This window comes from Lutibacter sp. (assembly GCF_013139515.1).
GTDB lineage: Bacteria > Bacteroidota > Bacteroidia > Flavobacteriales > Flavobacteriaceae > Lutibacter.
On record NZ_WTAR01000132.1, the window covers coordinates 1 to 25523 of the forward strand.

The 25523-nt window shown below is 30.5% G+C and carries 23 protein-coding genes, 1 tRNA gene and 1 pseudogene; 19 read left to right on the forward strand and 6 right to left on the reverse strand.

The genetic code is table 11. The features are described 5' to 3' along the window. Positions 1 to 1143, forward strand: a 1143-nt coding sequence (gene hflX, locus GQ540_RS11660; RefSeq protein ID WP_291801237.1) for a GTPase HflX, incomplete at its 5' end; no start/stop codon positions are given. Position 1144: 1 nt separating this feature from the next. Here hflX and GQ540_RS11665 read toward each other — a convergent pair. Continuing rightward, a complete protein-coding gene (locus tag GQ540_RS11665) occupies positions 1145 to 2242 on the reverse strand; it encodes a CNNM domain-containing protein (RefSeq protein ID WP_291801239.1) in 1098 nt (365 codons plus the stop codon). Positions 2243 to 2408: 166 nt separating this feature from the next. Here GQ540_RS11665 and GQ540_RS11670 point away from each other — a divergent pair, with 166 nt between their 5' ends. The 3 genes from GQ540_RS11670 to GQ540_RS11680 all read left to right on the forward strand — a co-directional run bounded on the left by GQ540_RS11670 (position 2409) and on the right by GQ540_RS11680 (position 5345). Beyond that, positions 2409 to 3332 carry a hypothetical protein gene (locus tag GQ540_RS11670; RefSeq protein WP_291801241.1) on the forward strand — a complete coding sequence of 308 codons (924 nt, stop codon included), beginning with the start codon at positions 2409 to 2411 and terminating at the stop codon, positions 3330 to 3332. A gap of 111 nt (positions 3333 to 3443) precedes the next feature. Continuing rightward, entirely contained in the window at positions 3444 to 4199 is a 756-nt protein-coding gene (locus GQ540_RS11675; RefSeq protein ID WP_291801243.1) for an SDR family NAD(P)-dependent oxidoreductase, read from the forward strand. A 9-nt stretch (positions 4200 to 4208) separates the two neighbouring features. Then, positions 4209 to 5345 carry an ATP-binding protein gene (locus GQ540_RS11680; protein ID WP_291801245.1) on the forward strand — a complete coding sequence of 379 codons (1137 nt, stop codon included), beginning with the start codon at positions 4209 to 4211 and terminating at the stop codon, positions 5343 to 5345. A gap of 55 nt (positions 5346 to 5400) precedes the next feature. Here GQ540_RS11680 and GQ540_RS11685 read toward each other — a convergent pair whose 3' ends face one another. Next, positions 5401 to 7545, reverse strand: coding sequence for a prolyl oligopeptidase family serine peptidase (locus GQ540_RS11685; protein WP_291801248.1), 2145 nt, complete (start codon positions 7543 to 7545; stop codon positions 5401 to 5403). 92 nt (positions 7546 to 7637) lie between these two features. Next, on the reverse strand, positions 7638 to 8009 hold the full coding sequence (locus GQ540_RS11690) for a DoxX family membrane protein (protein WP_291801250.1): 372 nt from the start codon (positions 8007 to 8009) through the stop codon (positions 7638 to 7640). A gap of 163 nt (positions 8010 to 8172) precedes the next feature. Between GQ540_RS11690 and trxA the strand changes: the two genes are divergently transcribed. Then, a complete protein-coding gene (gene trxA, locus GQ540_RS11695) occupies positions 8173 to 8532 on the forward strand; it encodes a thioredoxin (protein ID WP_291801252.1) in 360 nt (119 codons plus the stop codon). Between the two features lie 65 nt (positions 8533 to 8597). Here the strand turns inward: trxA and GQ540_RS11700 are convergent, their stop codons facing one another. Then, a complete protein-coding gene (locus GQ540_RS11700; protein WP_291801254.1) occupies positions 8598 to 9587 on the reverse strand; it encodes an aspartate-semialdehyde dehydrogenase in 990 nt (329 codons plus the stop codon). 185 nt (positions 9588 to 9772) lie between these two features. On the opposite strand from GQ540_RS11700, the gene GQ540_RS11705 reads away from it, so the two are divergent. From GQ540_RS11705 to GQ540_RS11755, 11 genes are all read left to right on the forward strand, one after another. After that, complete coding sequence (locus tag GQ540_RS11705; protein WP_291801256.1) at positions 9773 to 11026, forward strand: peptidase U32 family protein; 1254 nt, start codon at positions 9773 to 9775, stop codon at positions 11024 to 11026. Further along, the gene (locus tag GQ540_RS11710; RefSeq protein WP_291801258.1) at positions 11027 to 11257 is read left to right on the forward strand and encodes a ferredoxin; all 231 of its coding nucleotides are present in this window, start codon (positions 11027 to 11029) and stop codon (positions 11255 to 11257) included. A gap of 110 nt (positions 11258 to 11367) precedes the next feature. Next, complete coding sequence (locus tag GQ540_RS11715) at positions 11368 to 12711, forward strand: regulatory iron-sulfur-containing complex subunit RicT (RefSeq protein WP_291801261.1); 1344 nt, start codon at positions 11368 to 11370, stop codon at positions 12709 to 12711. Then, positions 12686 to 13189: a gliding motility lipoprotein GldH gene (locus GQ540_RS11720; RefSeq protein ID WP_291801263.1), complete on the forward strand. Its 504-nt coding sequence runs from the start codon at positions 12686 to 12688 to the stop codon at positions 13187 to 13189. Before GQ540_RS11715 ends, GQ540_RS11720 begins: the two co-directional genes overlap by 26 nt. Continuing rightward, positions 13186 to 15477 carry a transglycosylase domain-containing protein gene (locus GQ540_RS11725; protein ID WP_291801271.1) on the forward strand — a complete coding sequence of 764 codons (2292 nt, stop codon included), beginning with the start codon at positions 13186 to 13188 and terminating at the stop codon, positions 15475 to 15477. Before GQ540_RS11720 ends, GQ540_RS11725 begins: the two co-directional genes overlap by 4 nt. Positions 15478 to 15485: 8 nt before the next feature. After that, positions 15486 to 17309 (forward strand): AMP-binding protein, encoded by a 1824-nt coding sequence (locus GQ540_RS11730; RefSeq protein WP_291801272.1) that lies wholly within the window; start codon positions 15486 to 15488, stop codon positions 17307 to 17309. Next, a complete protein-coding gene (locus GQ540_RS11735; RefSeq protein ID WP_291801273.1) occupies positions 17306 to 18064 on the forward strand; it encodes an exodeoxyribonuclease III in 759 nt (252 codons plus the stop codon). The genes GQ540_RS11730 and GQ540_RS11735 overlap by 4 nt, the downstream gene beginning before the upstream one ends. A 16-nt stretch (positions 18065 to 18080) precedes the next feature. Further along, positions 18081 to 19031, forward strand: a complete 951-nt coding sequence (locus GQ540_RS11740; RefSeq protein WP_291801275.1) for an OmpA family protein — start codon at positions 18081 to 18083, stop codon at positions 19029 to 19031. Continuing rightward, positions 19024 to 20571, forward strand: coding sequence for a lytic transglycosylase domain-containing protein (locus GQ540_RS11745; RefSeq protein WP_291801277.1), 1548 nt, complete (start codon positions 19024 to 19026; stop codon positions 20569 to 20571). The genes GQ540_RS11740 and GQ540_RS11745 overlap by 8 nt, the downstream gene beginning before the upstream one ends. Beyond that, on the forward strand, positions 20568 to 21542 hold the full coding sequence (locus GQ540_RS11750) for a DUF4837 family protein (protein ID WP_291801279.1): 975 nt from the start codon (positions 20568 to 20570) through the stop codon (positions 21540 to 21542). The genes GQ540_RS11745 and GQ540_RS11750 overlap by 4 nt, the downstream gene beginning before the upstream one ends. 27 nt (positions 21543 to 21569) lie before the next feature. Beyond that, positions 21570 to 21818: a hypothetical protein gene (locus GQ540_RS11755; protein WP_291801281.1), complete on the forward strand. Its 249-nt coding sequence runs from the start codon at positions 21570 to 21572 to the stop codon at positions 21816 to 21818. A gap of 545 nt (positions 21819 to 22363) precedes the next feature. Here the strand turns inward: GQ540_RS11755 and GQ540_RS11760 are convergent. After that, a complete protein-coding gene (locus GQ540_RS11760; protein ID WP_291801282.1) occupies positions 22364 to 22576 on the reverse strand; it encodes a DUF6515 family protein in 213 nt (70 codons plus the stop codon). Between the two features lie 54 nt (positions 22577 to 22630). Continuing rightward, positions 22631 to 24310, reverse strand: a complete 1680-nt coding sequence (locus tag GQ540_RS11765) for a glutamine--tRNA ligase/YqeY domain fusion protein (RefSeq protein WP_291801284.1) — start codon at positions 24308 to 24310, stop codon at positions 22631 to 22633. 325 nt (positions 24311 to 24635) lie between these two features. On the opposite strand from GQ540_RS11765, the gene folB reads away from it, so the two are divergent. The 3 genes and pseudogenes from folB to GQ540_RS11780 form a co-directional block, all read left to right on the forward strand. After that, positions 24636 to 24992, forward strand: coding sequence for a dihydroneopterin aldolase (folB, locus tag GQ540_RS11770; protein WP_291801286.1), 357 nt, complete (start codon positions 24636 to 24638; stop codon positions 24990 to 24992). A 151-nt stretch (positions 24993 to 25143) separates the two neighbouring features. Further along, positions 25144 to 25214 (forward strand) — tRNA-Cys (locus GQ540_RS11775). A gap of 95 nt (positions 25215 to 25309) precedes the next feature. Then, positions 25310 to 25523: pseudogene (locus GQ540_RS11780) on the forward strand (MBL fold metallo-hydrolase); the annotation flags it as partial.

Below are 25523 nucleotides of genomic sequence, written 5' to 3' on the forward strand. Positions count from 1 at the left end.
GAAGAGCAATCAAATGAATATATAGATGAATTAGAGTTTTTAACAATAACTGCTGGAGGTAAAGCAGTAAAACGATTTACACAAAAGTTAGAAACTCCTAATCCAAAAACATTTATTGGCGCAGGAAAATTAAACGATGTTAAAGCGTATATGGATACTCATAACATTGAAACAGCCATATTTGATGATGAACTTTCTTCCTCCCAATTAAGAAATATAGAAAAAGTATTAGATTGTAAAGTACTTGACAGAACAAATTTAATTTTAGATATTTTTGCTCGAAGAGCTCAAACAAGTTACGCGCGTACCCAAGTTGAATTAGCGCAATGCCAATATTTATTACCTCGTTTAACAAGACTTTGGACGCATTTAGAACGACAAAAAGGGGGAATTGGAATGCGTGGACCTGGTGAAACTGAAATTGAAACAGACAGACGTATAATTAGAGATAAAATAACACTACTTAAAAAGAAGTTGAAAATTATTGACAAGCAAATGGCTGTGCAACGTAAAAACCGTGGAAAAATGGTACGTGTTGCATTGGTTGGTTATACAAATGTTGGTAAATCTACTTTAATGAATGTGGTGAGTAAGAGTAATGTTTTTGCCGAAAACAAACTATTTGCAACCTTAGATACCACTGTTAGAAAAGTAGTAATTAAAAATATTCCTTTTTTGTTAACTGATACTGTTGGGTTTATTAGAAAATTACCAACTCAATTGGTAGAATCATTTAAATCTACTTTAGATGAGGTTCGTGAAGCAGATTTACTGTTGCACGTAGTTGATATTTCACACGCTAGTTTTGAAGATCATATTGCCTCAGTAAATAAAATTTTAGACGAAATAAAAAGTGCTGATAAACCAACTATTATGGTTTTTAATAAAATTGATGCGTACCAACATCAAACTATTGATGAAGATGATTTAGTTACTGAAAAAACAAAAGAGCATTATACATTGGCTGAATGGGAAAAAACGTGGATGAATAAGTTAGAAAATAACTGTTTGTTTATTTCTGCATTAAATAAAGAAAACTTAGAAGAATTTAGAGCAAAAGTTTTTGAAGAAGTAAAGAAAATTCACATTACTCGTTTTCCTTATAATGACTTTTTATATGAAGAATATGTGGAAGAAAACTAAGTTAGTTTTCTTCTTCTTTATTTCTTTCGTCAATAAGAAGCCCCATTTTTTTAGCTCTTATTTCCCAATTTTTACGTGCTAAGTGCTGCAAATCATCAACTTTATCACTTTCGTCCATAATTTCCAATCCTAGTAAGGTTTCAATAACATCTTCCATAGTAACTAAACCGCTTGTTGTACCATATTCATCAACAACTAATGCTACATGTTCTCGTTTTGCAATAAATTTTTCAAACAAATCAGGAATTGGCAAATTTCTATTTGTGACTAATATTTCACGTTTTAATTCTAAAAGATTTTTCTCTCCATTTCCTTTAATAATTTCTTCTAAAAGTTCACTTTTAATTACAAAACCCGTAATATTATCTGAATTTTCTTTGAAAATAGGGATTCTTGAAAATTGAAGTTTAGGATGTTTTTTGTAAAAAGATTGTATTGTTTCATCTTCAGAAGCAGTTAACATAACTGTTTTTGGAGTCATAATATCTTTAGCTTGTACATCTTTAAACGTAAGTAGGTTTTTAATAATTGCACTTTCGTTTTTTTCAAAAACACCTTCTTCTTGAGCAATATCTGTCATTGCATGAAAATCTTCCCTACTTAAAACCGAACCATGAACACCTTTTCCACCAATTAATTTTGTAGTTAATTGTAGCAACCACAAAATACCAGTCCATTTTAATGGGAAAATTAATAAAACCAATGCTTTTGAAGTTAAATTAGCAAGTTGTTTCCAGTAAGTTGCTCCAATTGTTTTAGGTATTATTTCTGAAACCACTAAAATTAAAACAGTCATAATTGCTGAAACTATACCAACTATATTTATACCAAGTATATCCACTTTAAAATCTAAAGTTTCTGCTTGTACACCAACCATAATTGCACCAACTGTATGTGCAATGGTATTAATTGTTAAAATAGCTATTAAAGGTTTATCAACATCGTTTTTTAAACGCTCAAGCGTATTTGCAAATAATTTACCTTCCTGTTTTTTAATGGTAATATAAGTTGGAGTAATACTTAACAAAACTGCCTCAAGTATAGAGCACAAGAATGAAAAGAAAATTGAAAGTGAAGCGTATAATAAAAGTAATGACATTGTTTATGATAGCATTTAATTACAAAAATAAGTAATAATTTTCAGTTTCATAAAAAAAGAATTAATTGTAATTCCTATAATTTAAAATAAGCATATAAATTACCGTTATTATTTTTTTGGCATAGATTTTGAAATCTTATAATATATAACCAAAAAAGAAATGATTATGAGGACTTTAAAATTACTTTTTGCAACCATGCTTATTGGAATATTTGTAACGTCGTGTAGCGTTGTAATAGATGATGTTAACGATTCATATTATGTAAATCTTGAAGATGTAGTGACAAATTATGATTTATGGTATGTAGATTATCATAATACAATAGGAACAGGTGAAGTACCATTTTTATCAAAAGCATTTACACTTTCTTTTATTAGCGGAAAATTATATGTAAATAATAATTTAGTTGGTATTGGAGCTACAGGAAATGGTTATGGTATTCAAATTGGATATTATGATACTTACAACGGAATACTTGAAATTGACCATAATTTTGATGGATATTACGATTTTGATGTTGTTCAATTAGCAAGTAACCGATTAAAATTAATAGATAATTATAATGACGTTAGTTATTATTTAGATGGATATCAAAAATATAATTTTGATTATGACCAAATATTTTATGATAACATTGAGTATTTTTTACAAGAATATAACGCTTGGGAAAAAACATTTATAAGTGCAACAGGTGATTTAAATGAATTTGATAATGAAAACTTTTTAAGCTTTACACCCGAAAACATTACAACATTTTATTCGTCACAAGACGAAGTTGGCACAACTATTGCACATGTATATTGGGATTATGTAGGTGATTATAATGTTGCAAATGTGCAAGGATATGACAATCTTAAAATTTTAACATTAGATTATGATTTTGGAGACAATGAAGAGTTTGAATTAACCGTTATAAATGATGGAAAGATTAGTTTATACCATATAAGTTCAGGTACAACTTATGAATTTACCGGTAGAGAATATATTCAATATTTAAAACCAAATTCTTTAAAAGAAACTGTAAGGAATGAAGGAAGAAAACGTACTAAAGTAATAAGAGAAACTAAAATAAGAAGAAATTTAAAATAAAGTTTGGTTAGTTGATTTTTGATTGGTTATTTAAAAATAACCAATTAGGTCAAACCGCTCCTTGGTCGGAGCGGTTTTTTTGTACCTTTATCTCAGATAAAAATAATACAAATGAATCAAAAAACAGCTTTTATTACAGGAGCAACTTCAGGAATAGGAAAAGCAACCGCACAACTATTTGCACAAAACAACATAAGATTAATACTTTGCGGTAGACGTAAAGAGCGTTTAATCCAGTTAGAAAAAGAGTTAGAAAATTTAACCGATGTTACCACATTACAATTTGATGTAAGTAATAAAAACGAAGTATTTAATGCAATTGAAAGCCTTCCGAAGGAATTTCAACAAATAGATATTTTAATAAACAATGCAGGTAATGCACACGGTTTTACAACACTTCAAAATGGTAGTATAGACGATTGGGATGCTATGTTAGATATTAATGTAAAAGGATTGCTATATGTATCTAAAGCAATACTTCCAAAAATGATTGCTAACAATAGTGGTTTTATTGTAAATATAGGCTCAATAGCAGCCAAAGATGTTTATTTGAATGGTAATGTGTATTGCGCATCAAAGCACGCGGTAGACGCTTTAAACAAAGCTATGCGAATAGATTTAAACGAATACAATATTAGAGTATCAGCAATTCATCCGGGAGCTGTTGAAACTGAGTTTTCTGAAGTTCGTTTTAAAGGAGATGTAACTAAAGCAAAAAACGTGTACAAAGGTTTTAAAGCATTACAAGCTGAAGATATTGCAGATATTATACATTTTGTGATTACAAGACCTTATCACGTTAATATTGAAGATTTAGTTGTATATCCAACAGCGCAGGCCACACCAACAATTTTAAACCGAGAATAATATTTTGAAATGATTAACAAACGTTTATTAATAAAAAATTTATTAGCTCATAATGATGAGAATAGCTTTTATGATAAAAAGCGAAAAATCACATTAAATTCTACTGAAGGAAAAGCTAAATTTTTAAAACACGTTTGTGCATTGTCAAACTCTAACCCAAACAATAATTCATACATAGTAATTGGCGTTGAAGATGAATCTAATATAATTGAAGGTGTTGATTTTTTTGATGACAGTAAAATTCAAAATCTTGTAAATTCATATTTTAAAAACCCACCAAAAATTCAGTATGAAAATATTCCTTTTCCAAGGTTGCCACGTCACAAAGTAGTTGGTTTAGTTACCATTCACCCAAATAACAAGGTTACTTTTTTAAACAAAGCTATTTGGAAATATGTTACAGGGCGTATTTTTTTTAGAAGAGGAAGTAACTCAATGTCTACTCTGGGAAAATTTGAATTAAAAAACACCAATCAAGCAATTGTTGAAGCAATTGAAATAAATGCTAGCAATAATATTGAATTAACATTAGATGGTGTTTTTAATTTTTTTGACAGACATAAAAAAGAATATCAACCAACATATAAGGTTTTTAATGAACAGTTTGTGTTGTGTTGGGCTGGGAAAAAGAAAAAAGTAGGTACTAAAATATTTTATTCTAGAGTAGATATTGAGTTGGTAAATGAACAAGTACGGCTTTTTTATTCAGCTTTAGATGAAGTAAAAATAGAGCACAATCATAGCTCATTTATAATTACTGAATATGTGTTTTTAAGAATTAAAGACGAGTTTGATTATTACCCGTTAGAAAAAACAGTAATTCATTTTAAAAATAATGGAAAACATGATATTGTGAGCGAATTATTATTTCAACTTCCGAAATTTGATAAAGCTGTGCTAAATGATATTTTCAACAATTGTAACACCATAGTTCAAAAATTAAAAAAGAAGTTACCACTTACTAATGTTGAGTTAGAAGATTTACAAGAATTGCCTACTAATTATTTAATTTGTGCTTTAAATAATCTTAAAGAAGCGACCAAAAAATTAAATGAAATACGTAGTTTATTACGAAACTTAGAAGATAAATCAGCTTATATAAAATACAAAGAAGCGGTTAGGGTATTACGAAAAATTAAAAGTTAAACTTAATTGTTATTACTTCAATCTTAACCTAATTGAAGTAATAACAATATTTAAATTAATGTTTTAACTCCGTTTTATTTGGTAATTCTTTATAACCCATATTATAGAAAGTAAATCCAAAAATATCAGCATACTGTTCAATGGTTTTTGAAACAGGTGTTCCTGCTCCATGACCAGCATTTGTTTCAATTCTAATTAAGGTTGGGTTATTTCCGGTTTGTTTAGATTGTAATTCAGCAGCAAATTTAAAAGAGTGCGCAGGCACAACTCTATCATCATGGTCGCCAGTAGTTACTAAAGTTGCAGGATATTCAACATTTTTTTTAATAGAATGTACCGGAGAATAACTCATTAAATATTCAAACATTTCTTTTGAATCTTCAGAAGTTCCATAGTCATATGCCCAACCAGCACCAGCAGTAAATGTATGGTAACGTAACATATCCATAACGCCAACGGCAGGTAATGCAACTTTCATTAAATCTGGTCGCTGCGCCATAGTTGCGCCAACTAATAAACCTCCATTAGAACCTCCTCTAATTGCTAAATAGTCAGATGATGTGTACTTGTTTTCAATTAAATATTCGGCAGCAGCAATAAAGTCATCAAATACATTTTGTTTTTTCATTTTAATACCTGCATTATGCCAAGCTTTTCCATACTCACCGCCACCACGTAGGTTAGGAACTGCATAAATACCACCTTGTTCCATCCAAACAGCATTTACAATATTAAAAGAAGGAGTTAAACTAATATTAAACCCTCCGTAACCATATAAAATAGTAGGATTTCCCCCATTTAATTCAGTTCCTTTTTTATAAGAAATTAGCATTGGAATTTTTGTTCCGTCTTTAGATGTATAAAAAACTTGCTTAGATTCAAAATCATTAGATTCAAAATCAATTGTTGGCTTTTTATACAATTCTGAATCTCCTGACATTGTTTTAAATGAATATATTGAACCTGGTGTAATATAATTTGAGAATGAATAATAAATAGTTTCAGCATCTTTTTTTCCACCAAAGCCACCAGCTGTACCAACACCAGGAAGTTCAATATCTCTAACTAATTTCCCATTATAATCGTATTGTTTTACTTGAGAAACTGCATCAACCATATATTTTGCAAAAATAAAACCATTTGCTTTTGAAGGTGATAATACATTGTTGGTTTCAGGAATTACATCAACCCAGTTTTTTGAATCTACATTTTTAACATTTGTTGAAACAATACGTTTGTTTGGAGCATCTAAATTTGTAACTATTAATAATTTTCCACCTTTATGATCTAATACAGAAGTATCATAATCAAAACCTAAAATAATTGGTTTTATTGGATTATTTGGATTCGATAAATCTTTGAAATATAATTCATTACCTGATGTTGAAATTGAAGCTTTAATAACTAAATATTTACCATCTTCTGTAACAGAACCATTTACGTAACGCCTTTTCTTGTTTTCACCAAATAGAATTTTATCTTCTTTTTGTTTTGTTCCTAATTTATGATAAAACAATCTGTGCTGATCTGTTTTAGCAGAAAGTTCACTTCCTTTAGGTTTTTCATAACTTGAATAAAATAGACCTTCATTACCTTTCCATGACATTCCACTAAATTTAACATCAATAATAGTGTCTTCTTTAACTTCTTTGGAAACAGCATCCATGATTATAATTTTTCTCCAGTCTGATCCACCTTCAGAAATTGCGTAAGCAACAACACTTCCATCTTTTGAAAAAGATAAACCACCTAATGAAGTTGTTCCATCTTCAGAAAAAGTATTTGGGTCTAAAAACACTTCCGGTTCTTCATTTTCTTTATGTCTATAAATTACATATTGATTTTGTAAACCGTTGTTTTTATAAAAATAAGTGTAACCTCCTTCTTTAAAAGGCGAGCCTATTTTCTCATAATTCCATAATTTTTCAAGACGATTTTTCAACTCTTCTCTATATGGTATTTTTGATAAATAATTGAATGTAACGTCATTTTGTTTTTCAACCCATTCACCAGTTTCTTCAGACATATCATCTTCTAACCAACGATATGGATCTTTCACTTTAGTACCAAAATAATCTGTAACAGTATCAACTTGTTTTGTTGTAGGATAGTTCAATTTTTCTTCATTTTTTTTGAATTCTGAATTTTTACAAGAAACTATAAAAATCCCAATCATTATTATAACTATAATTTTTCTCATTATTTATTGTTTTTACTTAACAAATTTAATTAAAAAAGACATACTTTAATTTAGTATGCCTTTTTAATTTATAAGAATATATTTATTAAAAATTAGAACAGTATTTTAAATTTACTCCAATTATCATAAATTAATATAACGTTTATAATGGTTACTATAGCAGCTGGTCCAATACCTGCTGGAGCTAAAAATAAGTGGAATAAAACCATGTTAGTTGAAATAGGTGCTAACAACACTAAAGAAAGAGGTACCCATTTTTTAATAAGTAATAACAACCCTACAAAAACCTCAGTAGCGCCTACTAGTTTTAACATGTAACCTGAAGCCATCATTGCCATCATTAATTTTCCGGCAGGCTCAGGCATTTCCATATGCGGCATAAAATCTAAAAATTTGTTAGCGCCAAACACAACTAGAATTAACCCTAATAAAATACGTAAAGCCATCGTTAATTTTGAATTCATAATAAAAAAGTTTAGTTTATAATTAGTTTAATGAGACGTTAAATTACGCATTTATTTACACATGTAACCGAAGTTACTTTAACTTTGTAAGTTTTTATGTCACTTTGTCGTCAAATAAGGTGGCATTAAAATTGCTTTAAATATTAAAATAAATATTAAGAAAATGACAGAATTGTTAACTAAAGAAACTTTTTTAGAAAAGGTTTTTAATTTCGAAAAAAATAAAGAATGGAAGTTTGAAGGTGATTTACCTTGTATTATTGATTTTTATGCAGATTGGTGTGGACCATGTAAAGCGGTAGCACCAGTTTTAGAAGAATTAAGTGATGATTACGAAGGGAAAATTAACATTTATAAAGTTGATACAGAAGCTGAACAAGAATTAGCAGCGGCTTTTGGTATTAGAAGTATTCCCTCTATGTTATTTGTTCCTAAAGAAGGTGAACCTCAAATGGCACAAGGAGCACTTCCAAAACACCAACTAGAGCAAATTATTGGAGACGTTTTAAAAGCAACAAAATAATCCCAATAAACCCCTATAAAAAAAGCCGCATATTGTGCGGCTTTCTATTTTATAATTGTATAGTTTTAAACTAAATTATTTTCAATTAAATATTCACCAATTTGAATCGTATTAGTGGCAGCACCTTTACGTAAATTATCAGCTACAATCCACATATTTAATGTGTTTGGTTGCGATTCATCTCTACGAATTCGTCCAACAAAAACTTCATCTTTATTATGCGCATATATTGGCATTGGATAGGTATTTGTATCAAGATTGTCCTGAACAATAACACCAGGAGTTTGGCTTAGTAATTTACGAACATCACCCAAATCAAAATCATTTTCAAACTGAATATTTACAGCTTCAGAATGTCCACCAGCAGTTGGTATACGAACCGCAGTTGCAGTTACAGAAAAAGATTCATCACCTAAAATTTTCTTAGGCTCTTTTACTAATTTCATTTCTTCTTTGGTATATCCATTATCTAAAAACACATCACATTGCGGAATTGCATTTCTATTTATTGGATAATGATAAGCCATTTCACCTTTTATTCCTTTTGTTTCGTTTTCTAATTGTTCTACAGCTTTAACACCAGTTCCAGAAACAGATTGGTACGTAGAAATTACCACACGTTTCATTTGATATTTACTATGCAATGGCGCTAATGCCATTACTAATTGAATAGTTGAACAGTTTGGGTTTGCAATAATTTTATCTTCTTTAGTTAAAACGTTTCCATTAATTTCAGGAACTATTAACTTCTTTGAAGGGTCCATTCTCCAAGCCGAAGAATTATCAATAACAGTTGTACCTGCTTCAGCAAATTTAGGCGCCCAAATTTCAGAAGTAGTTCCGCCAGCAGAAAACAATGCAATATTTGGTTTTGCATCAACAGCATCTTGTAATCCAATAATAGTATAATCTGTTCCTTTATAGGAGATTTTTTTCCCAGCTGATCTTTCTGAAGCTACCAAAATTAATTCAGTAAACGGAAAATTTCGCTCTTCCAAAACCTTTAACATTACACTTCCCACCATTCCGGTTGCACCTACAACAGCTACTTTCATCTTTAATAATTTTATTAAGTTTAATTTTTAAGCAAATTTCACAAAAAAATACAATAGCAAGCACTAAATATTTAAAAATTAACACATAAATATTTTTTTGTTAAAATTTAAATGTAAAAGTAATATATTATTGAAATACCAATAGTTATAAGAAAACATGTAATTTTGCAAAAAATCAAAAAAGAATGACTACTACAGGGAAAATAGAATTAATGGCACCTGCCGGAAATTTTGAATCTATGCAAGCTGCGTTAGATAACGGAGCAGATTCAATTTATTTTGGTGTTGAGCAATTAAATATGCGAGCCAGAGCATCTATCAATTTTACGTTAGATGATTTACAAGAAATTTCCGAAAGATGTAAAGCGAAGAATGTAAGAACCTATCTTACGCTAAATACTATAATTTACGATCACGATTTAACAATAGTTAAAACCTTAATTCAAAAAGCAAAAGAAGCTGATATTACAGCCGTTATAGCTATGGACCAGGCAGTTATTGCCTCGGCAAGAGCAGTTGGAATGGAAGTTCATATTTCAACCCAAATAAACATTACTAATATAGAAACCGTTAAGTTTTACGCAATGTTTGCTGATACGATGGTGTTAAGTAGAGAGTTGAGTTTGCGTCAGGTAAAAAAAATTACAGAACAAATTGTTAAAGAAAATATTTGTGGACCTTCAGGGAATTTAGTAGAGGTTGAAATTTTTGGTCACGGAGCTTTATGTATGGCTGTTTCGGGTAAATGTTATATGAGTTTACATTCAGCTAATTCATCGGCTAATAGAGGTGCTTGCAAGCAAAATTGTCGAAAAAAATATACAGTTATAGATCAGGATACTGGTTTTGAAATGGAGTTAGATAACGAGTATATTATGTCTCCAAAAGATTTATGTACTATTGATTTTTTGGATCAAATTGAAGATGCAGGTATTAAAGTTTTAAAGATTGAAGGAAGAGGAAGAGCTCCAGAATATGTTGCCAATGTAATTAAATGTTACCGAGACGCTATTGATAGTATTGAAACAGGAACTTACAATAAAGAAAAAGTAATTTCTTGGATGTTAGAATTGGAAAAAGTATACAATCGTGGTTTTTGGAGCGGTTATTACTTAGGTCAAAAATTAGGTGAATGGAGCAAAGGCTCTGGAAGTCATGCAACACAAAAGAAAGTGTATGTAGGAAAAGGGATGCATTTCTTTCCAAAAGCAAATATTGGAGAGTTTAAAATTGAAGCCTACGATATTGCAATTGGCGATACTATTTTAATAACTGGTCCAACAACTGGTGCACAGGAAATGGAAGTGAAAGAAATGTTTGTGAATGATGTTAAAGGAACGAAAGGACAAAAAGGAGATTCAGTTACCATTCCATTAGAATTTAGAATTAGACCTTCAGACAAATTGTATAAAATTGTTGAAAACAAAGTTGAAGCTTAAATGGTAATTATAACTTTGCAAAGAGCTAAATGTATTGGTTGTAATTACTGTGTTGAATTAGCGCCCGCTCAGTTTCAAATGTCTAAAAAGGACGGTAAATCTGTATTACTACATTCCAAGGAAAAAAAAGGCTTTTTTACGATTAAATCACCCGATGAAACAATTTTTGATTCAAGTGTAAAGGCGAAAGAAGCTTGCCCAGTAAAAATTATTGATGTAAAACAAACGTAAAAACCATTTTTTAACGTTTTACAGTAAGTAATTTTAATTTATCTTTACAAATTAGTGAAGATTGAAAATTGAATTGTCAATTTTCGTAATTTAAATAAATTTAGAAATATATGAGCTGTAATAGTTGCTCTTCAGATATAAATAGTGTTCCAAAAGGTTGTAAAAGTAACGGAAGCTGTAACACAGGTGACTGTGAAAAACTTTCAGTATTTGACTGGTTGGGAAACATGTCATTACCAACAGGACAAAAACCAATTGATGTAGTTGAAATTCGTTTTAAAAATGGACGTAAACACTTCTACAGAAATGTAGATAATTTATCAATTTCAATAGGTGATATTGTTGCAGTTGAAGGGAATCCAGGACACGATGTTGGTACTGTTTCACTTACAGGTGAATTAATAAAAGTACAACTGAAAAGGAAAGGTGTTAAAATTGATAGTGAAGAAATTAAAAAAATATACCGAAAAGCTACTCAAAAAGATATAGATATTTGGACTGCCGCTCGTAATAAAGAATACGATACACAATACCGAGGTAGAGAAATATTGGGCAGATTAGGGTTAAAAATGAAGTTGTCTGATGTTGAATATCAAGGAGATGGAAACAAAGCTACATTTTATTATACAGCTGATGAACGTGTTGATTTTAGACAATTGATTAGAGATTTAGCAGGAGCTTTTAGTATACGAGTTGAAATGAAACAAGTTGGTTTACGCCAAGAAGCTGCAAGACTTGGTGGTGTTGGTTCTTGTGGTAGAGAATTGTGTTGCTCAACATGGTTAACAGATTTACGAAACGTAAATACTTCAGCAGCTCGTTACCAACAATTATCTTTAAATCCACAAAAATTAGCAGGACAATGCGGTAAATTAAAATGCTGTTTAAATTATGAATTAGACACGTATTTAGATGCTTTAAATGGTTTTCCAAGACATGATGTAGTTTTAAAAACCGAAAAAGGAGATGCAACCTTTATAAAAATGGATATTTTTAAAGGGTTACTTTGGTATACTTACAAAGAAAATAGAGTTAAATGGTTTAAACTTACGTTAGAACAAGTAAAAGAAATTATTGATTTAAATAAAAAGAATGAAGTAGCACATTCTTTAGAAGAATATGAAGCTGATGTTATTGAAGTTGCTAAAGTTGAATTTGAAAATGTTGTTGGCCAAGATAGTTTAACAAGGTTTGATCTTCCTAAGAGGAAAAAGAAAAGAAATAACCGAAACAAATCAAAGAAAAACCAACACCAACAAAAAAAACAAAATCATCCAAAAAGAAAACCAACTCAAGCAACCGGTCAAAAAAATCAGCAAAAGAAAAACCCGAATCAAAAGGCACAACAAAACAATCCAAACCAGCCTAATAAACAAACACCGGGAAAAAACGCCAATAGAAATAAAAAAAGAAGACCACCAAGAAAAAGTGAAAACAACAATAAAAATACATAAATACCTACTTACATTTATAAGTGCATTGCTGTTGTTTTCGTGCAATTCAAATATGGTTTTTGATGAATATAAATCAATTGAAAACCACCAATGGAATGCTGAAAATAAAATTAACTTTATTGTTAGTGTTTCTGATACTATTTCAACAACAAATGTGTTTATAAATATAAGAAACAATAAAAACTACGAGTTTAGCTCGTTATTTTTAATTGCTGAAATGGAATTCCCGAACGGCTATAAAGTTGTAGATACATTAGAATACGAAATGGCTGATGTTTATGGTAATTGGTTAGGTGCAGGTTTTACAGATATTAAAGAAAACAAACTCTTTTATAAAGAAAACGTAGTTTTTTCTAAAAAAGGAGATTATAAATTTAATATTCAACAAGCCACTAGAAGTGTTTATGATATTGAAGGAAAAAACACTTTAAAAGGTATAACGGATGTAGGTTTAAGAATAGAAAAAGTTAAAGAATGAAAAAAAAAGCAACGATTAATAATCAATTTTCAAAATACATAAAATGGTTTTGGATTGCTATTTTAGGAGGAACATCAACAATAATTTTAGTATTTTTATTGGCTTCTTGGGGTGTTTTTGGAACATTACCTTCATTTGAAGAGTTAGAAAATCCGGAAAAGAATTTAGCTTCCGAAGTAATTTCAATTGATGGAAAAACTTTAGGAAAATATGCGTTTGAAAATCGTACACCAGTTAAATATAAAGATCTTCCAGAAAACTTAATAAAAGCATTAGTAGCAACTGAAGATGAACGTTTTTATGAGCATTCAGGTATCGATTTTAAAGCTACGTTACGTGCTGTTGTTAAATTAGGAAAAGATGGTGGTGGAAGTACTATAACACAACAATTAGCAAAATTGTTATTTACAGGAGAAGGTTCAAAAAACTTACCTGAAAGAATACTTCAAAAGTTTAAAGAATATGTAATTGCAGTTCGATTAGAACGTCAATACACCAAGCAAGAAATTTTAACAATGTACTTAAACAAGTACGATTTTTTAAACTTGGCTGTTGGAATTCGCTCAGCTTCAAGAATTTATTTTGGTAAAGAACCAATTGATTTAACAGTTTCAGAATCGGCAATGTTGATAGGAATGTTAAAAAATGCATCTTACTTTAATCCACTTAGAAGGCCTGTAAAAGTTAAAAATAGACGAAATGTTGTATTAGGCCAAATGTATAAAAATGAATTTATTACAAGTGCTGAGAAAGACACATTGCAACAAAAAGAATTAGATTTAGATATAAATAAAGAAGGTCATAGCGATGGTTCTGCAACCTATTTTAGAGAATATTTAAGAGATTTCATGAAAAAATGGATTAAAAAGAATCCAAAACCTGATGGTACAGCTTATAATTTACATCGTGATGGACTTAAAATTTATGTAACTATTGATTCTCGTATGCAAAATTATGCTGAAGAGGCAATGAAAGAGCATATGTCTAATTTACAACGTATATTTTTTAAAGAACAAAAAAGAAATAGAACAGCACCGTTTTACGATTTAGATAAAAAACTAATTGCTGGTACTATGACACAGGCCATGAAACGCTCTAATCGTTGGAGACGAATGAAAAAAAATGGAGCTTCTGAAAAAGAAATTAGAGCTTCGTTTAAAGAAAAAACGAAAATGAAAATCTTTTCTTGGAAAGGAGATATTGATACTATATTATCACCATACGATTCTATAAAATATTACAAACACATTTTAAGATCAGGTTTATTATCTGTTGAACCACAAACAGGCCACGTGAAAGCTTGGGTTGGTGGAATTAACTATAAACACTTTCAATTTGATGCTGTAAAACAACAAAAACGTCAAGTAGGTTCTACATTTAAACCATTTGTGTATGCAACAGCAATCAATCAATTAAATTTATCTCCTTGTGATAAATTTCCAAATACACCGTATACAATTCCGAAGGAAAAATACGGAATGCCTGAAGATTGGACTCCAAAAAATTCTGGTGAGAAATATGGTGGCGAGTTAACATTAAAACAAGCTTTGGCAGGTTCAGTAAATGTAATTACTGCTAAATTAATTGATATGGTAAACCCAAAAAATGTGGTGAGTTTAGCAAAAAGAGCAGGTATTAAAAGTAAAATTCTAGCAGTACCTGCAATTGCATTAGGGTCGGTAGATTTATCGTTATATGAAATGGTTGGTGCTTACGCAACTTTTGCTAACAAAGGATTGCAAGTTGAACCAATGATGTTGTTAAAAATTGAAGACAAAAACGGAACGGTCTTAGAGCAATTTATACCAAACTCAAAAGAAGTTTTAAGTGAAGAATCGGCTTACGTAGTTATCAATTTATTAGAAGGTGTTACAGATGCAGGTTCAGGAGTTCGTTTAAGAACTCAATGGGGAACTTACCCAGATAATGTTGCAACGGGTTATCCATATAAATTCACAAACCCAATTGCTGGAAAAACAGGAACTACTCAAAATCAATCAGATGGTTGGTTTATGGGAATTGTACCAAATTTAGCAACAGGAGTTTGGGTAGGTGCTGAAGATAGAGCAGTTCACTTTGAAGGAATAACTTTCGGTCAAGGAGCTTCAATGGCATTGCCAATTTGGGCATTGTATTATCAAAAACTGTATGCAGATTCAACGTTAACAATCAGTCAGGAAGAATTTGAAAAACCTGAAAATTTAAGTATAAAAATTGATTGTGAAGGCGAAACAACAGAAGAAGACGAAACTATTGATGATATTATAGAAGAAGACCCAGAATTTTAATTTTAAAAATGAGTGTAAAACCTTTTTGGAAACCTTCAAAGGAAATTATTGAACAAAGCAACATTTACAAAATGATGCAAGAACATAGTTTTAATAATTATGATGATTTTTGGAAATGGTCAGTTACAAATAAAGAAGATTTTTGGGAAGCTACAGCACAAAATTTAGGAATTAAATTAGCTAAACAATACACTTCAATTTTAGATATTTCAAAAGGAGTTGAAAATTCACAGTGGTTAAAAGATGCTAAATTAAATATAGTAGATTCTTGTTTTCAAAATAGTGATGAATCTATTGCAATAATTTTTCAAGAAGAAGAAAAACAACTTCAAAAAGTAACTCAAAAAGAACTTTTAAGACTTGTAAATAAAATAGCAAATGGCTTAGTTGATTTAGGCTTAAAACAAGGCGATAAAATAGCCATTAATATGCCAATGACTGTTGAAGCAGTCGCTATTTATTTAGCCGGAATAAAAGCAGGAATGCCAATAGTTACCATTGCAGATAGTTTTACACCAAACGAAATTGCAGTGCGTTTAAAAATTACTGAACCAAAAATAATTTTTACGCAAGATGTGTTGCAAAGAGCAGGAAAAGAATTGCCTTTATTTTCTAAAGTTGTTGAAGCAAAAGCACCAAAAGCAGTAGTTTTAAAAGTTTCAGAAGAAAATATTCCTTTAAGAAAAGATGATGTCTTTTGGAGTGTATTTTTAAGTTCAAATACGAGTTTTGAAACTGTAATTCAAAATCCGGAAGCTATAATTACTATTTTATTTTCATCAGGAACAACAGGAGAACCAAAAGCAATTCCTTGGACGCATACCACGCCAATAAAAGGAGCGAGTGATGGTTATTATCATCAAGATATTCATAAAAATGATGTGGTTTGTTGGCCAACAAATTTAGGTTGGATGATGGGTCCTTGGCTAGTTTTTTCAGCACTTATCAATAAAGCAACTATGGCATTGTATTACGGCGCTCCAATGGGTGAAGGTTTTGGAGAATTTGTACAAAATTCAAAAATCACCATGTTGGGTGTAATTCCCAGTTTTGTGAAACATTGGAAAGCATCTAGTTGTATGGAAAATTACAATTGGAATAGTATAAAATGTTTTAGTTCAACAGGTGAAGTTTCAAATCCTTCAGAGATGGAATATTTAATGCAATTAGCTAATAATAAACCTGTTATTGAATATTGCGGAGGTACTGAAATAGGCGGAGGTTATGTTACTAGTACGGTAGTTCAACCAAATATAACAAGTGAATTTTCAACGCAAGCATTAGGCGGTGAGTTTGTTTTATTAGATGAAAACAACAACAAATCAACAAAAGGAGAGTTATTTATAATACCTCCAATTATGGGATTATCGAATACACTTTTGAATAGAAATCATTTTGAGGTGTATTATAAAGATACTCCAACATATAAAGGACAATTATTACGACGGCACGGAGATGAATTAGAGCAATTAGAAAATGGTTATTACAAAGCGCAAGGAAGAGTTGATGATGCCATGAATTTGGGCGGAATTAAAGTAAGTTCAGTTCAAATTGAAGCTATTATTAACAAGCTTCAATTTGTAAAAGAAAGTGCAGCAATAGCAGTTTCACCAAAAGATGGTGGACCAAGTTTATTGGTAATTTATTATGTTGAAATTACTTCAAACGTATTAGATGAAGAACGCTTAAATGAAGCAAAAATTTCAATTAGAAAACAACTAAATCCGTTATTTAAAGTCACTGATTTAGTGAAAATTAATAGCTTACCAAGAACAGCTTCAAACAAAGTAATGAGAAGAAAATTAAGAGATTTATACGAAGAAAACAGATGAAAATAGTATCGTACAACGTAAACGGAATTAGAGCCGCTTTAAAAAAAGGATTTATAGATTGGCTACAAGCAATAAATCCAGATGTGGTTTGTATTCAAGAAACAAAAGCACATAAAGAACAGTTAGATTTAAATGTGTTTGAAGAAGCGGGTTATCCGTTTCATTATTGGTTTTCGGCACAAAAAAAAGGGTATAGCAGCGTTGCAATTTTATGTAAAACCGAACCTAAACATATAGAGTATGGCACAGGAATTGAGACTATGGATTTTGAAGGTAGAAACCTTCGTGTAGATTTTGAAGATTTTTCGGTAATGAGTTTGTATTTACCTTCAGGAACTAATGATGCAAGGTTGAATTTTAAATTGAATTATATGGCTGAATTTCAGCAATATGTAAACGATTTAAAGCAAGAAACACCAAATATTATTATTTGTGGAGATTATAATATTTGCCACAATGAAATAGATATTCACAATCCAAAAATGAAAGGCGTTTCAGGATTTTTACCCATTGAACGTGAGTGGTTAGGCGGTTTTATTGATAGTGGTTTTATTGATTCTTTTCGTTATTTAAATAAAGAACCACATCATTATTCGTGGTGGAGTTATAGAGCAAATGCCAGAAATAATAATAAAGGTTGGCGAATAGATTATAATATGGTTAGTGAACCTATGAAAGACAGGATTAAAAGAGCTTATATTTTACCTGAAGCCAAACACTCAGATCACTGTCCGATAGTTGTTGAAATTGATTAATTAAAAAATAATAAAAATGGTTAAAAAAGTAATACTTCTTTTCGTTGTAGTAGGCACATTAAATTCGTGTGTATCTAAAAAAATATATGAAGAATTAGACGATAAATATACTAATTTACGTTCTTCAAATTCGGCGTTAATTAGAGAAAAAGACGATTTATTAGCGTCAAAAAAAGCAGTTGATGCGAAATTAGAAAATCTTAAAAGTGAATTTTCAGAACTATCAACTTCAAAAGAAATTTTAGATACTGAGTTTGCTTCGCTTCAACATAAATACAAAAATTTAGATGAATCGTATAAAGTACTTTCAACACAAAGTTTAAAAAAATTAGCTGAACAAGCAGCAAAAAATCAAGAATTATTAGCGCAACTTGAAGAAAAAGAAAAAACACTAGCTGCTGAAAGTATTCGATTAGAAAAACTTCAGAAAGAATTAAGTCAACGTTCAGCTCAAATTAATGAACTTCAAAGTTTAATTGACGCTAAAGAAGCTCAAATGCAACAACTAAAAAATGCAATTTCAAACGCATTGCATAATTTTGAAGGTAAAGGTTTAACAGTGGTTCATAAAAACGGGAAAATTTATGTTTCTATGGAAAACAAGTTATTGTTTAACTCAGGAAGTTGGGCTGTTGGCGCTGAAGGTAAAAAAGCCGTAGAGCAATTAGCAAGTGTGTTATCTGAAAATACTGATATTAATGTGTTAATTGAAGGACACACAGATAACGACCCTTATGCAAGTGCAGTATTGTTAGATAACTGGGATTTATCAGTTAAAAGAGCAACTGCTATTGTTAGAATTTTAAAAGGAAAAGATGTAAATCCAACTCAAATAACTGCGGCAGGAAGGGGAGAATTTTCTCCTGTTGATACGAATAAAACAACTGCTGGAAAAGCGAAAAACAGAAGAATTGAAATTATTTTAGCTCCTAATTTCGATGAAATTTCAAAACTTTTAAATGAATAAATTAATTTATATAACCCTTTTTTTAATTACTGGTGTTGGTTTTTCACAAACCGAAACCGATACATTAAAACTTAAAAAAATTGAAGACACAAAAGAATTGTTTTCAAATAGTGATACGTTGTTTTTAAAAAAATCAGATTCATTAACCTTAAAAATTCATAAAGAAGCTACTTTAATTGATAGTTTATGGTTGAATGAATTGATAAATTCACCATTGTATGACACCATTCAATATGTATTAAAAGATAATGAAATTTTAATTACTGAATTAGAAGAACTACCAACCGAATTATTAAAAGAACGCTTGAAAGTTTTAAACAGTAAAACACCTTTCAATATTGAATACAATAAAAGTTTAGAGCAAATAATTAGAACCTATTTAAAACGAAGAAAATCGTCGTTTTCAGGCTTAATGGAGAAGGCTCGTTATTATTTTCCTATGTTTGAGGAACAATTAGATAAATATGATATTCCTTTGGAAATGAAATATTTAGCTATTGTAGAATCGGCTTTAAAACCAAGAGCACGTTCACGAGTTGGAGCAACAGGTTTGTGGCAATTTATGTATCAAACAGGAAAGCAGTTCGATTTAGATGTTAGCTCGTATGTAGATGAACGTTCTGATCCTTATAGAGCAACAGAAGCAGCGTGTAAATACTTATCTAGTTTATATAAAATTTTTGGTGATTGGGATTTAGCTTTAGCGGCATACAATTCAGGGCCTGGGAATGTAAATAAAGCAATAAGACGCTCAGGCGGAAGTAAAAATTATTGGAATATTCGTCATAATTTACCACGTGAAACAGCTGGTTATGTTCCAGCTTTTTATGCAACATTGTACATTTTTGAATATGCAAATGAACATAATATTAAAGCAAAAGAAAGTGCATTAATATATTTTGAAACAGATACTGTTCAGGTAAAAAGGCAATTAACTTTTGAGCAAATTTATGAAACACTAAACGTTGATATTGAAGTGCTTCAGTTTTTAAATCCACAATATAAATTAGATATCATTCCGTATATAAAAGGAAAAAATTATACACTTGCTTTACCAGTTAAAGATGTTGGTAATTTTATAAGTAACGAGCAGTATATTTACGCATATGCAAGTGCTGAAGAAGCGAAACGTGAAAAACCGTTACCAAAGTATTTTGAAATGAATGACAGAATACGTTACCGAGTTAAAAGCGGTGATTTTTTAGGAAAAATTGCCGAAAAATATGGTGTTTCGGTTTCCAAAATTAAAAAGTGGAACAATATGCGGAGTACACGTTTACGTATAGGGCAGCGTTTAACAATTTATCCTAGAAAGTTAGGTAGTACAATTGCATCAAAACCTATTAAAATTACATCAAAAAAAACACTACCAAAAGGCGAGTTTAGTATGTACACTGTAAAATCAGGTGATTCATTGTGGTTAATTGCACAAAAGTATGCAAACGTTTCTGTACAAAATATTAAAGATTGGAACAATATTTGGAGTGTTAAAAGCTTAAAACCAGGAACAAAATTAAAAATATTTAAAATTAACTCATGAAAAAACTAGGAATCCTTTTAGTAATAGTTTCTTTTTTAATTTCTTGCGAATCAGGAAAAAACCAAAGAATACTTAGCGAAGCAAATGGTAGAATTAACAGTTTGCTTATTGTTATGAAAAATAGTGAATGGCAAGGAGAAATAGGTGATGAATTACGTAATTTTATAGCAGAACCTGTTTTAGGATTACCTCAACCCGAAGCACAGTTTGAAGTTTCTCAAGTGCCGTTACAAAACTTTGGAAGTATGTTTAAAATGAGTAGAAACATTTTAAAAGTAAGTATTGCTAGTGAAAATTCATTTACAGTTGCAACAGATGTTTATGCAGGTCCGCAAAAAATAATTACCATAACAGGAACATCTAAAGAAGAACTTATTGAAGAAATTAAAAAAAACAGTTCCAAAATTATTTCCGAATTTAAAAGTTCAGATTTAAGAGCTGTTAGAAGAAAAATTTTAAAAAAATATTGGAAACCATCAACTATTGAAACTTTTAATAAGCAAGGATATTCATTAAAAATTCCTCGTAATTATAATAAAGTTGAAGATAATGGCGACTTTGTTTGGTATCGTTATCATTTATTTGGAGGAAATAGCATGGAGGTAATTTGTTACACAGTTCCAATTACTTCAGAAGATGATGAAAATGGAAATACAATAGTTGCAATTAGAAATGCAATGGGCGAAAAACACATACCAGGTGAAGTTGAAGGTTCACATATGATTACAGAAGAAGCATACACACCTCATATTTTTGAAGTTGAATTAGATGGTAAAAAAGCCTTTGAAACTCGTGGGAAATGGGAAGTAAAAGGTGTGTTTATGGCTGGTCCTTTTTTAAGCTACACTGTTGTTGATAAAGTAAATAATAGATTAGTGGTTGTTGAAGGTTTAACATACGCACCATCAATTAACAAACGAGATTATATGTTTGAATTAGAAGCTATTTTAAAAACTCTGAAAATTAATTAAGGCATTTAGCTTATTTAAAAGTTATTTATGAAATTTAATAAAGAGTATTTTTTAGTTATAATTATAGGAGTTATTTTTAGTTGTAATAAGAATAATACTGAAGATGATATAGAAGAACAAACAATTCCAAATACAATTGAAATCATTATAAACGACATGAAATTACCTCATGAAGGTTTTCCTCATGGAGTTCCAACAACATATGATTGGGCAACAAATCCACGTTTAGGTTGGGGTAATAACCCACCAAGTGATTGGTTTGCTATGATTCCTTAGGGACAAGTTTATGCAGACCAAAATCCAGTTACAGCAAGCAATACTAGAATTCAAATTAAAAATATTCAAGCTTGGTATTTAAGTAAAAGTGACAACCAGTGGAAAAATTGGGAACAAACTTCAAATATAACCGGCGCCTTTTTTGTTGAAGATTTTCAAGATAATATCAACCAACCAGTAAGTATTAGAAGTGAAGACACTGGAGGAATTAGCGTTAAGTTAATAGAAGGTTTTAATTTTCATTTTTGGTCTAATGAAAATAGAGTAACTATTAACCCTATTGACATTAACGGGATTTGGATTTCATTAGAAGGCAGATTAATTTTAGATAATTTAAACGGAGTAGATGATAGAGATAAAGCTAATTTTTTATGTAATACAGGTGGTGATTATTGGAAAAATTTAACTGTTGAATGGGATAATTTTGAATCAAGTGATGATATTGGTATAGGCAGATTTAAATATTTAAGCACTTAGTGGAAAACTTTTAATATGCACTCCCTAACAGAAGAACAATTGAGAGAAAACCCTCCACCTTTTTAAAATTATAATCTCACAATAACATATCCTCTATTCGTTTTTCTATAATGTTTACCATTCCACTTATAATAGCGGTGCCCTTTAATAGAAACAACTTTGTGAGTTTTAGGTAGTTTTTTTACCACTACAACTTTTGCAGGTGTAGCTCTAACTGTAGTAACACAAGAAGTAGCAGAAAAAGAAAATAGAACAACTAAGAAAAAATAAAAGAGTCTCATAACTAGTAATTTAGGTTTAGTTATAAGACTCTTTAGCTTTATAAAGGTTTAATGTTACTTTTCCATTTTTGCCCAACTATCGCGTAAAGGCACCGTTCTGTTAAAAACTAAATTAGTTTCAGTAGTATCTTTATCTACACAAAAATATCCTAAACGTTGAAACTGAAATCTATCTAAAACCTTCGCAGTTTTTAAGCTAGGTTCAACAAAAGCATTGATAATAGTTAAAGAATCTGGATTTATAAACTCTTTAAAATCTGTTTCTTTATGTCCATCAGGTGCTTCATCAGTAAATAAACGATCGTACACTCTAACTTCCGACTGTATTGCGTGTTTTACAGAAACCCAATGCAACGTACCTTTTACTTTACGTTTACTAGCTTCTGAGCCACTTCCACTTAAAGAATCTTCATCATAGGTACAGTGAATTTCAGTAATGGCACCATTTTCATTTTTTATACAACTCTCAGCTTTAATAATGTAAGCGTTTTTTAAACGTACTTCTTTTCCTAACTTTAAACGAAAGAATTTTTTATTGGCTTCTTCTCTAAAATCTTCTTTTTCAATATATATTTCACGAGAAAAAGGAACGGGTCTACTACCAAAACCTTCTGCATAATCGTTGTAATTGGCATCTAAAAGCTCCTCTTTTCCTTCAGGATAATTGGTGATTATCACTTTTACAGGATCTAAAACAGCTAGAACTCTTGGTGCGGTTTTGTTTAAATCGTCTTTAATACAATGTTCTAATAACGCAACGTCAGTCACATTATCACGTTTAGAAATACCCGCAGTATTACTAAAATTCTTAATAGATTCAGCAGTGTAACCTCTTCTTCGTAAACCTGAAATTGTTGGCATACGCGGGTCGTCCCAACCATTTACAACACCTTCTTCAACCAATTGCAGTAATTTACGTTTACTCATTACGGTATAACTTAAATTTCTACGTGCAAATTCCCGTTGTTTTGGACGTAATGTAGAGGCATCATAAACTTGTTCAACATACCAATCGTATAAATCTCTATGACTTTTAAATTCTAAGGTGCAAATAGAGTGCGAAACTTGTTCAAGGTAATCACTTTCACCGTGAGTCCAATCGTACATTGGGTAAATACACCAATCGTTACCAGTTCTATGATGCGTTTTTTTAAGAATACGATACATAATTGGATCGCGCATATGCATATTTACGTGTTTCATATCAATTTTTGCACGCAATACATGAGAGCCTTCATCAAACTCACCGTTTTTCATTTTTAAGAAAAGTTCTAAGTTTTCTTCAACGCTTCTATCTCTATTTGGACTATTAGTTCCCACTTCAGTTGGCGTACCTTTTTGCTTCGCCATTTCTTCTGAAGATTGATTATCTACATACGCTTTTCCTTCTTTAATCAATTCCAATGTCCAATCATATAATTGCTGAAAATAGTTAGAAGAATACAATTCTTTATCCCATTTAAAGCCTAACCACTCAACATCGTGTTTAATAGCATCAACATATTCTTGCTCTTCTTTTGCTGGGTTTGTGTCATCAAAACGTAAATTAACAGGCGCGTTGTATCTTAACCCTAACCCAAAATTTAAACAAATTGATGCTGCATGACCAATGTGTAAATATCCATTTGGTTCAGGCGGAAATCTAAAACGCAGTTTTTCCTGTGGCAAACCGTTTGTTAAATCTTCTTCAATAATTTGCTCTAAAAAATTAAGCGACTTTTTTTCTTCATCCATAATACAAAACTAATAAGTTGCAAAATTATCGATTTTTTTTGGCAATACAACTACAAAATTTTCAACAAGGTTTTTAAAGTAGTAATCTTTCAACTTTGAGTTATAAAATTAAGTGTAATTTGGGCGTTCCCTTTCAGGTCGGGCTTTCACTACTCGCTTTTTTTAGTTGCAAAAAAGCAACAAAAATAGATCTCAAACAAACCGTTCTATCCCTAACGCGTAATTTTTGTTTAAATGTTAAATTGTGTAATTAATATATTTTTATTTTTCAATGCTCAGTATCAATTCTAAATTCTAAATTTGTAATTCGCAATTCACACTTAAAATGGGAACAATAAAAATAAAAAATATTCGAATTTATGCTTATCACGGATGCTTAGTTGAAGAAGGAAAAATTGGCTCAGATTATCGTGTAGATTTGGAGATAAAAGCAGATTTATCTAAATCAGCAATAAGTGATAATTTAACTGATACGGTTGATTATGTGCACTTAAATAAAATTGTAAAACAAGAAATGGCTATTCGTTCTCAATTATTAGAAGAAGTTGCTAAAAGAATCTTAGACAAAATTTTAGTAGAAATTCCTATGGTTAAAAAAGTAGATATTGCTGTGTCAAAATTAAACCCACCAATTGGCGGAAATGTGGCAATGGTTACTATTGAAATGAGTAAAAAAAGATAGTTTTAGAATACGAGTTTTAATAAACCAAAATAAAAACTCAGTTTAAATTCTTCCTTTTTCATTTTATAATTACACCATTAAAACTTTAAAACAATAATTTAAAAAATACTTGCGAACAAATTAAAAATACGTAAATTTGCAATCCAAATAAGGCGTCGTGGCCGAGTGGCTAGGCTGGGCTCTGCAAAAGCTCCTACAGCGGTTCGAATCCGCTCGATGCCTCAACAAAAACCTAAGCATTCCGCTTAGGTTTTTTGCTTTTCTTTAACATTTTCTTAAGTATAAATTCATGTATCTTTGTGCATATTTGCCAACGTATGAAGATTTACCCTATTGAAACCGGAAACTTTAAGCTAGATGGTGGCGCTATGTTTGGTGTAGTTCCTAAAGTTTTGTGGCAGCGCACAAACCCTGCAGATAGCAATAATTTAATTGATATGAGTTTAAGAACCATGCTTATTGAAGATGGTAACAGGCTTATTTTAATTGATACAGGCGTAGGAAATAAACAATCCGATAAGTTTTTTAGTC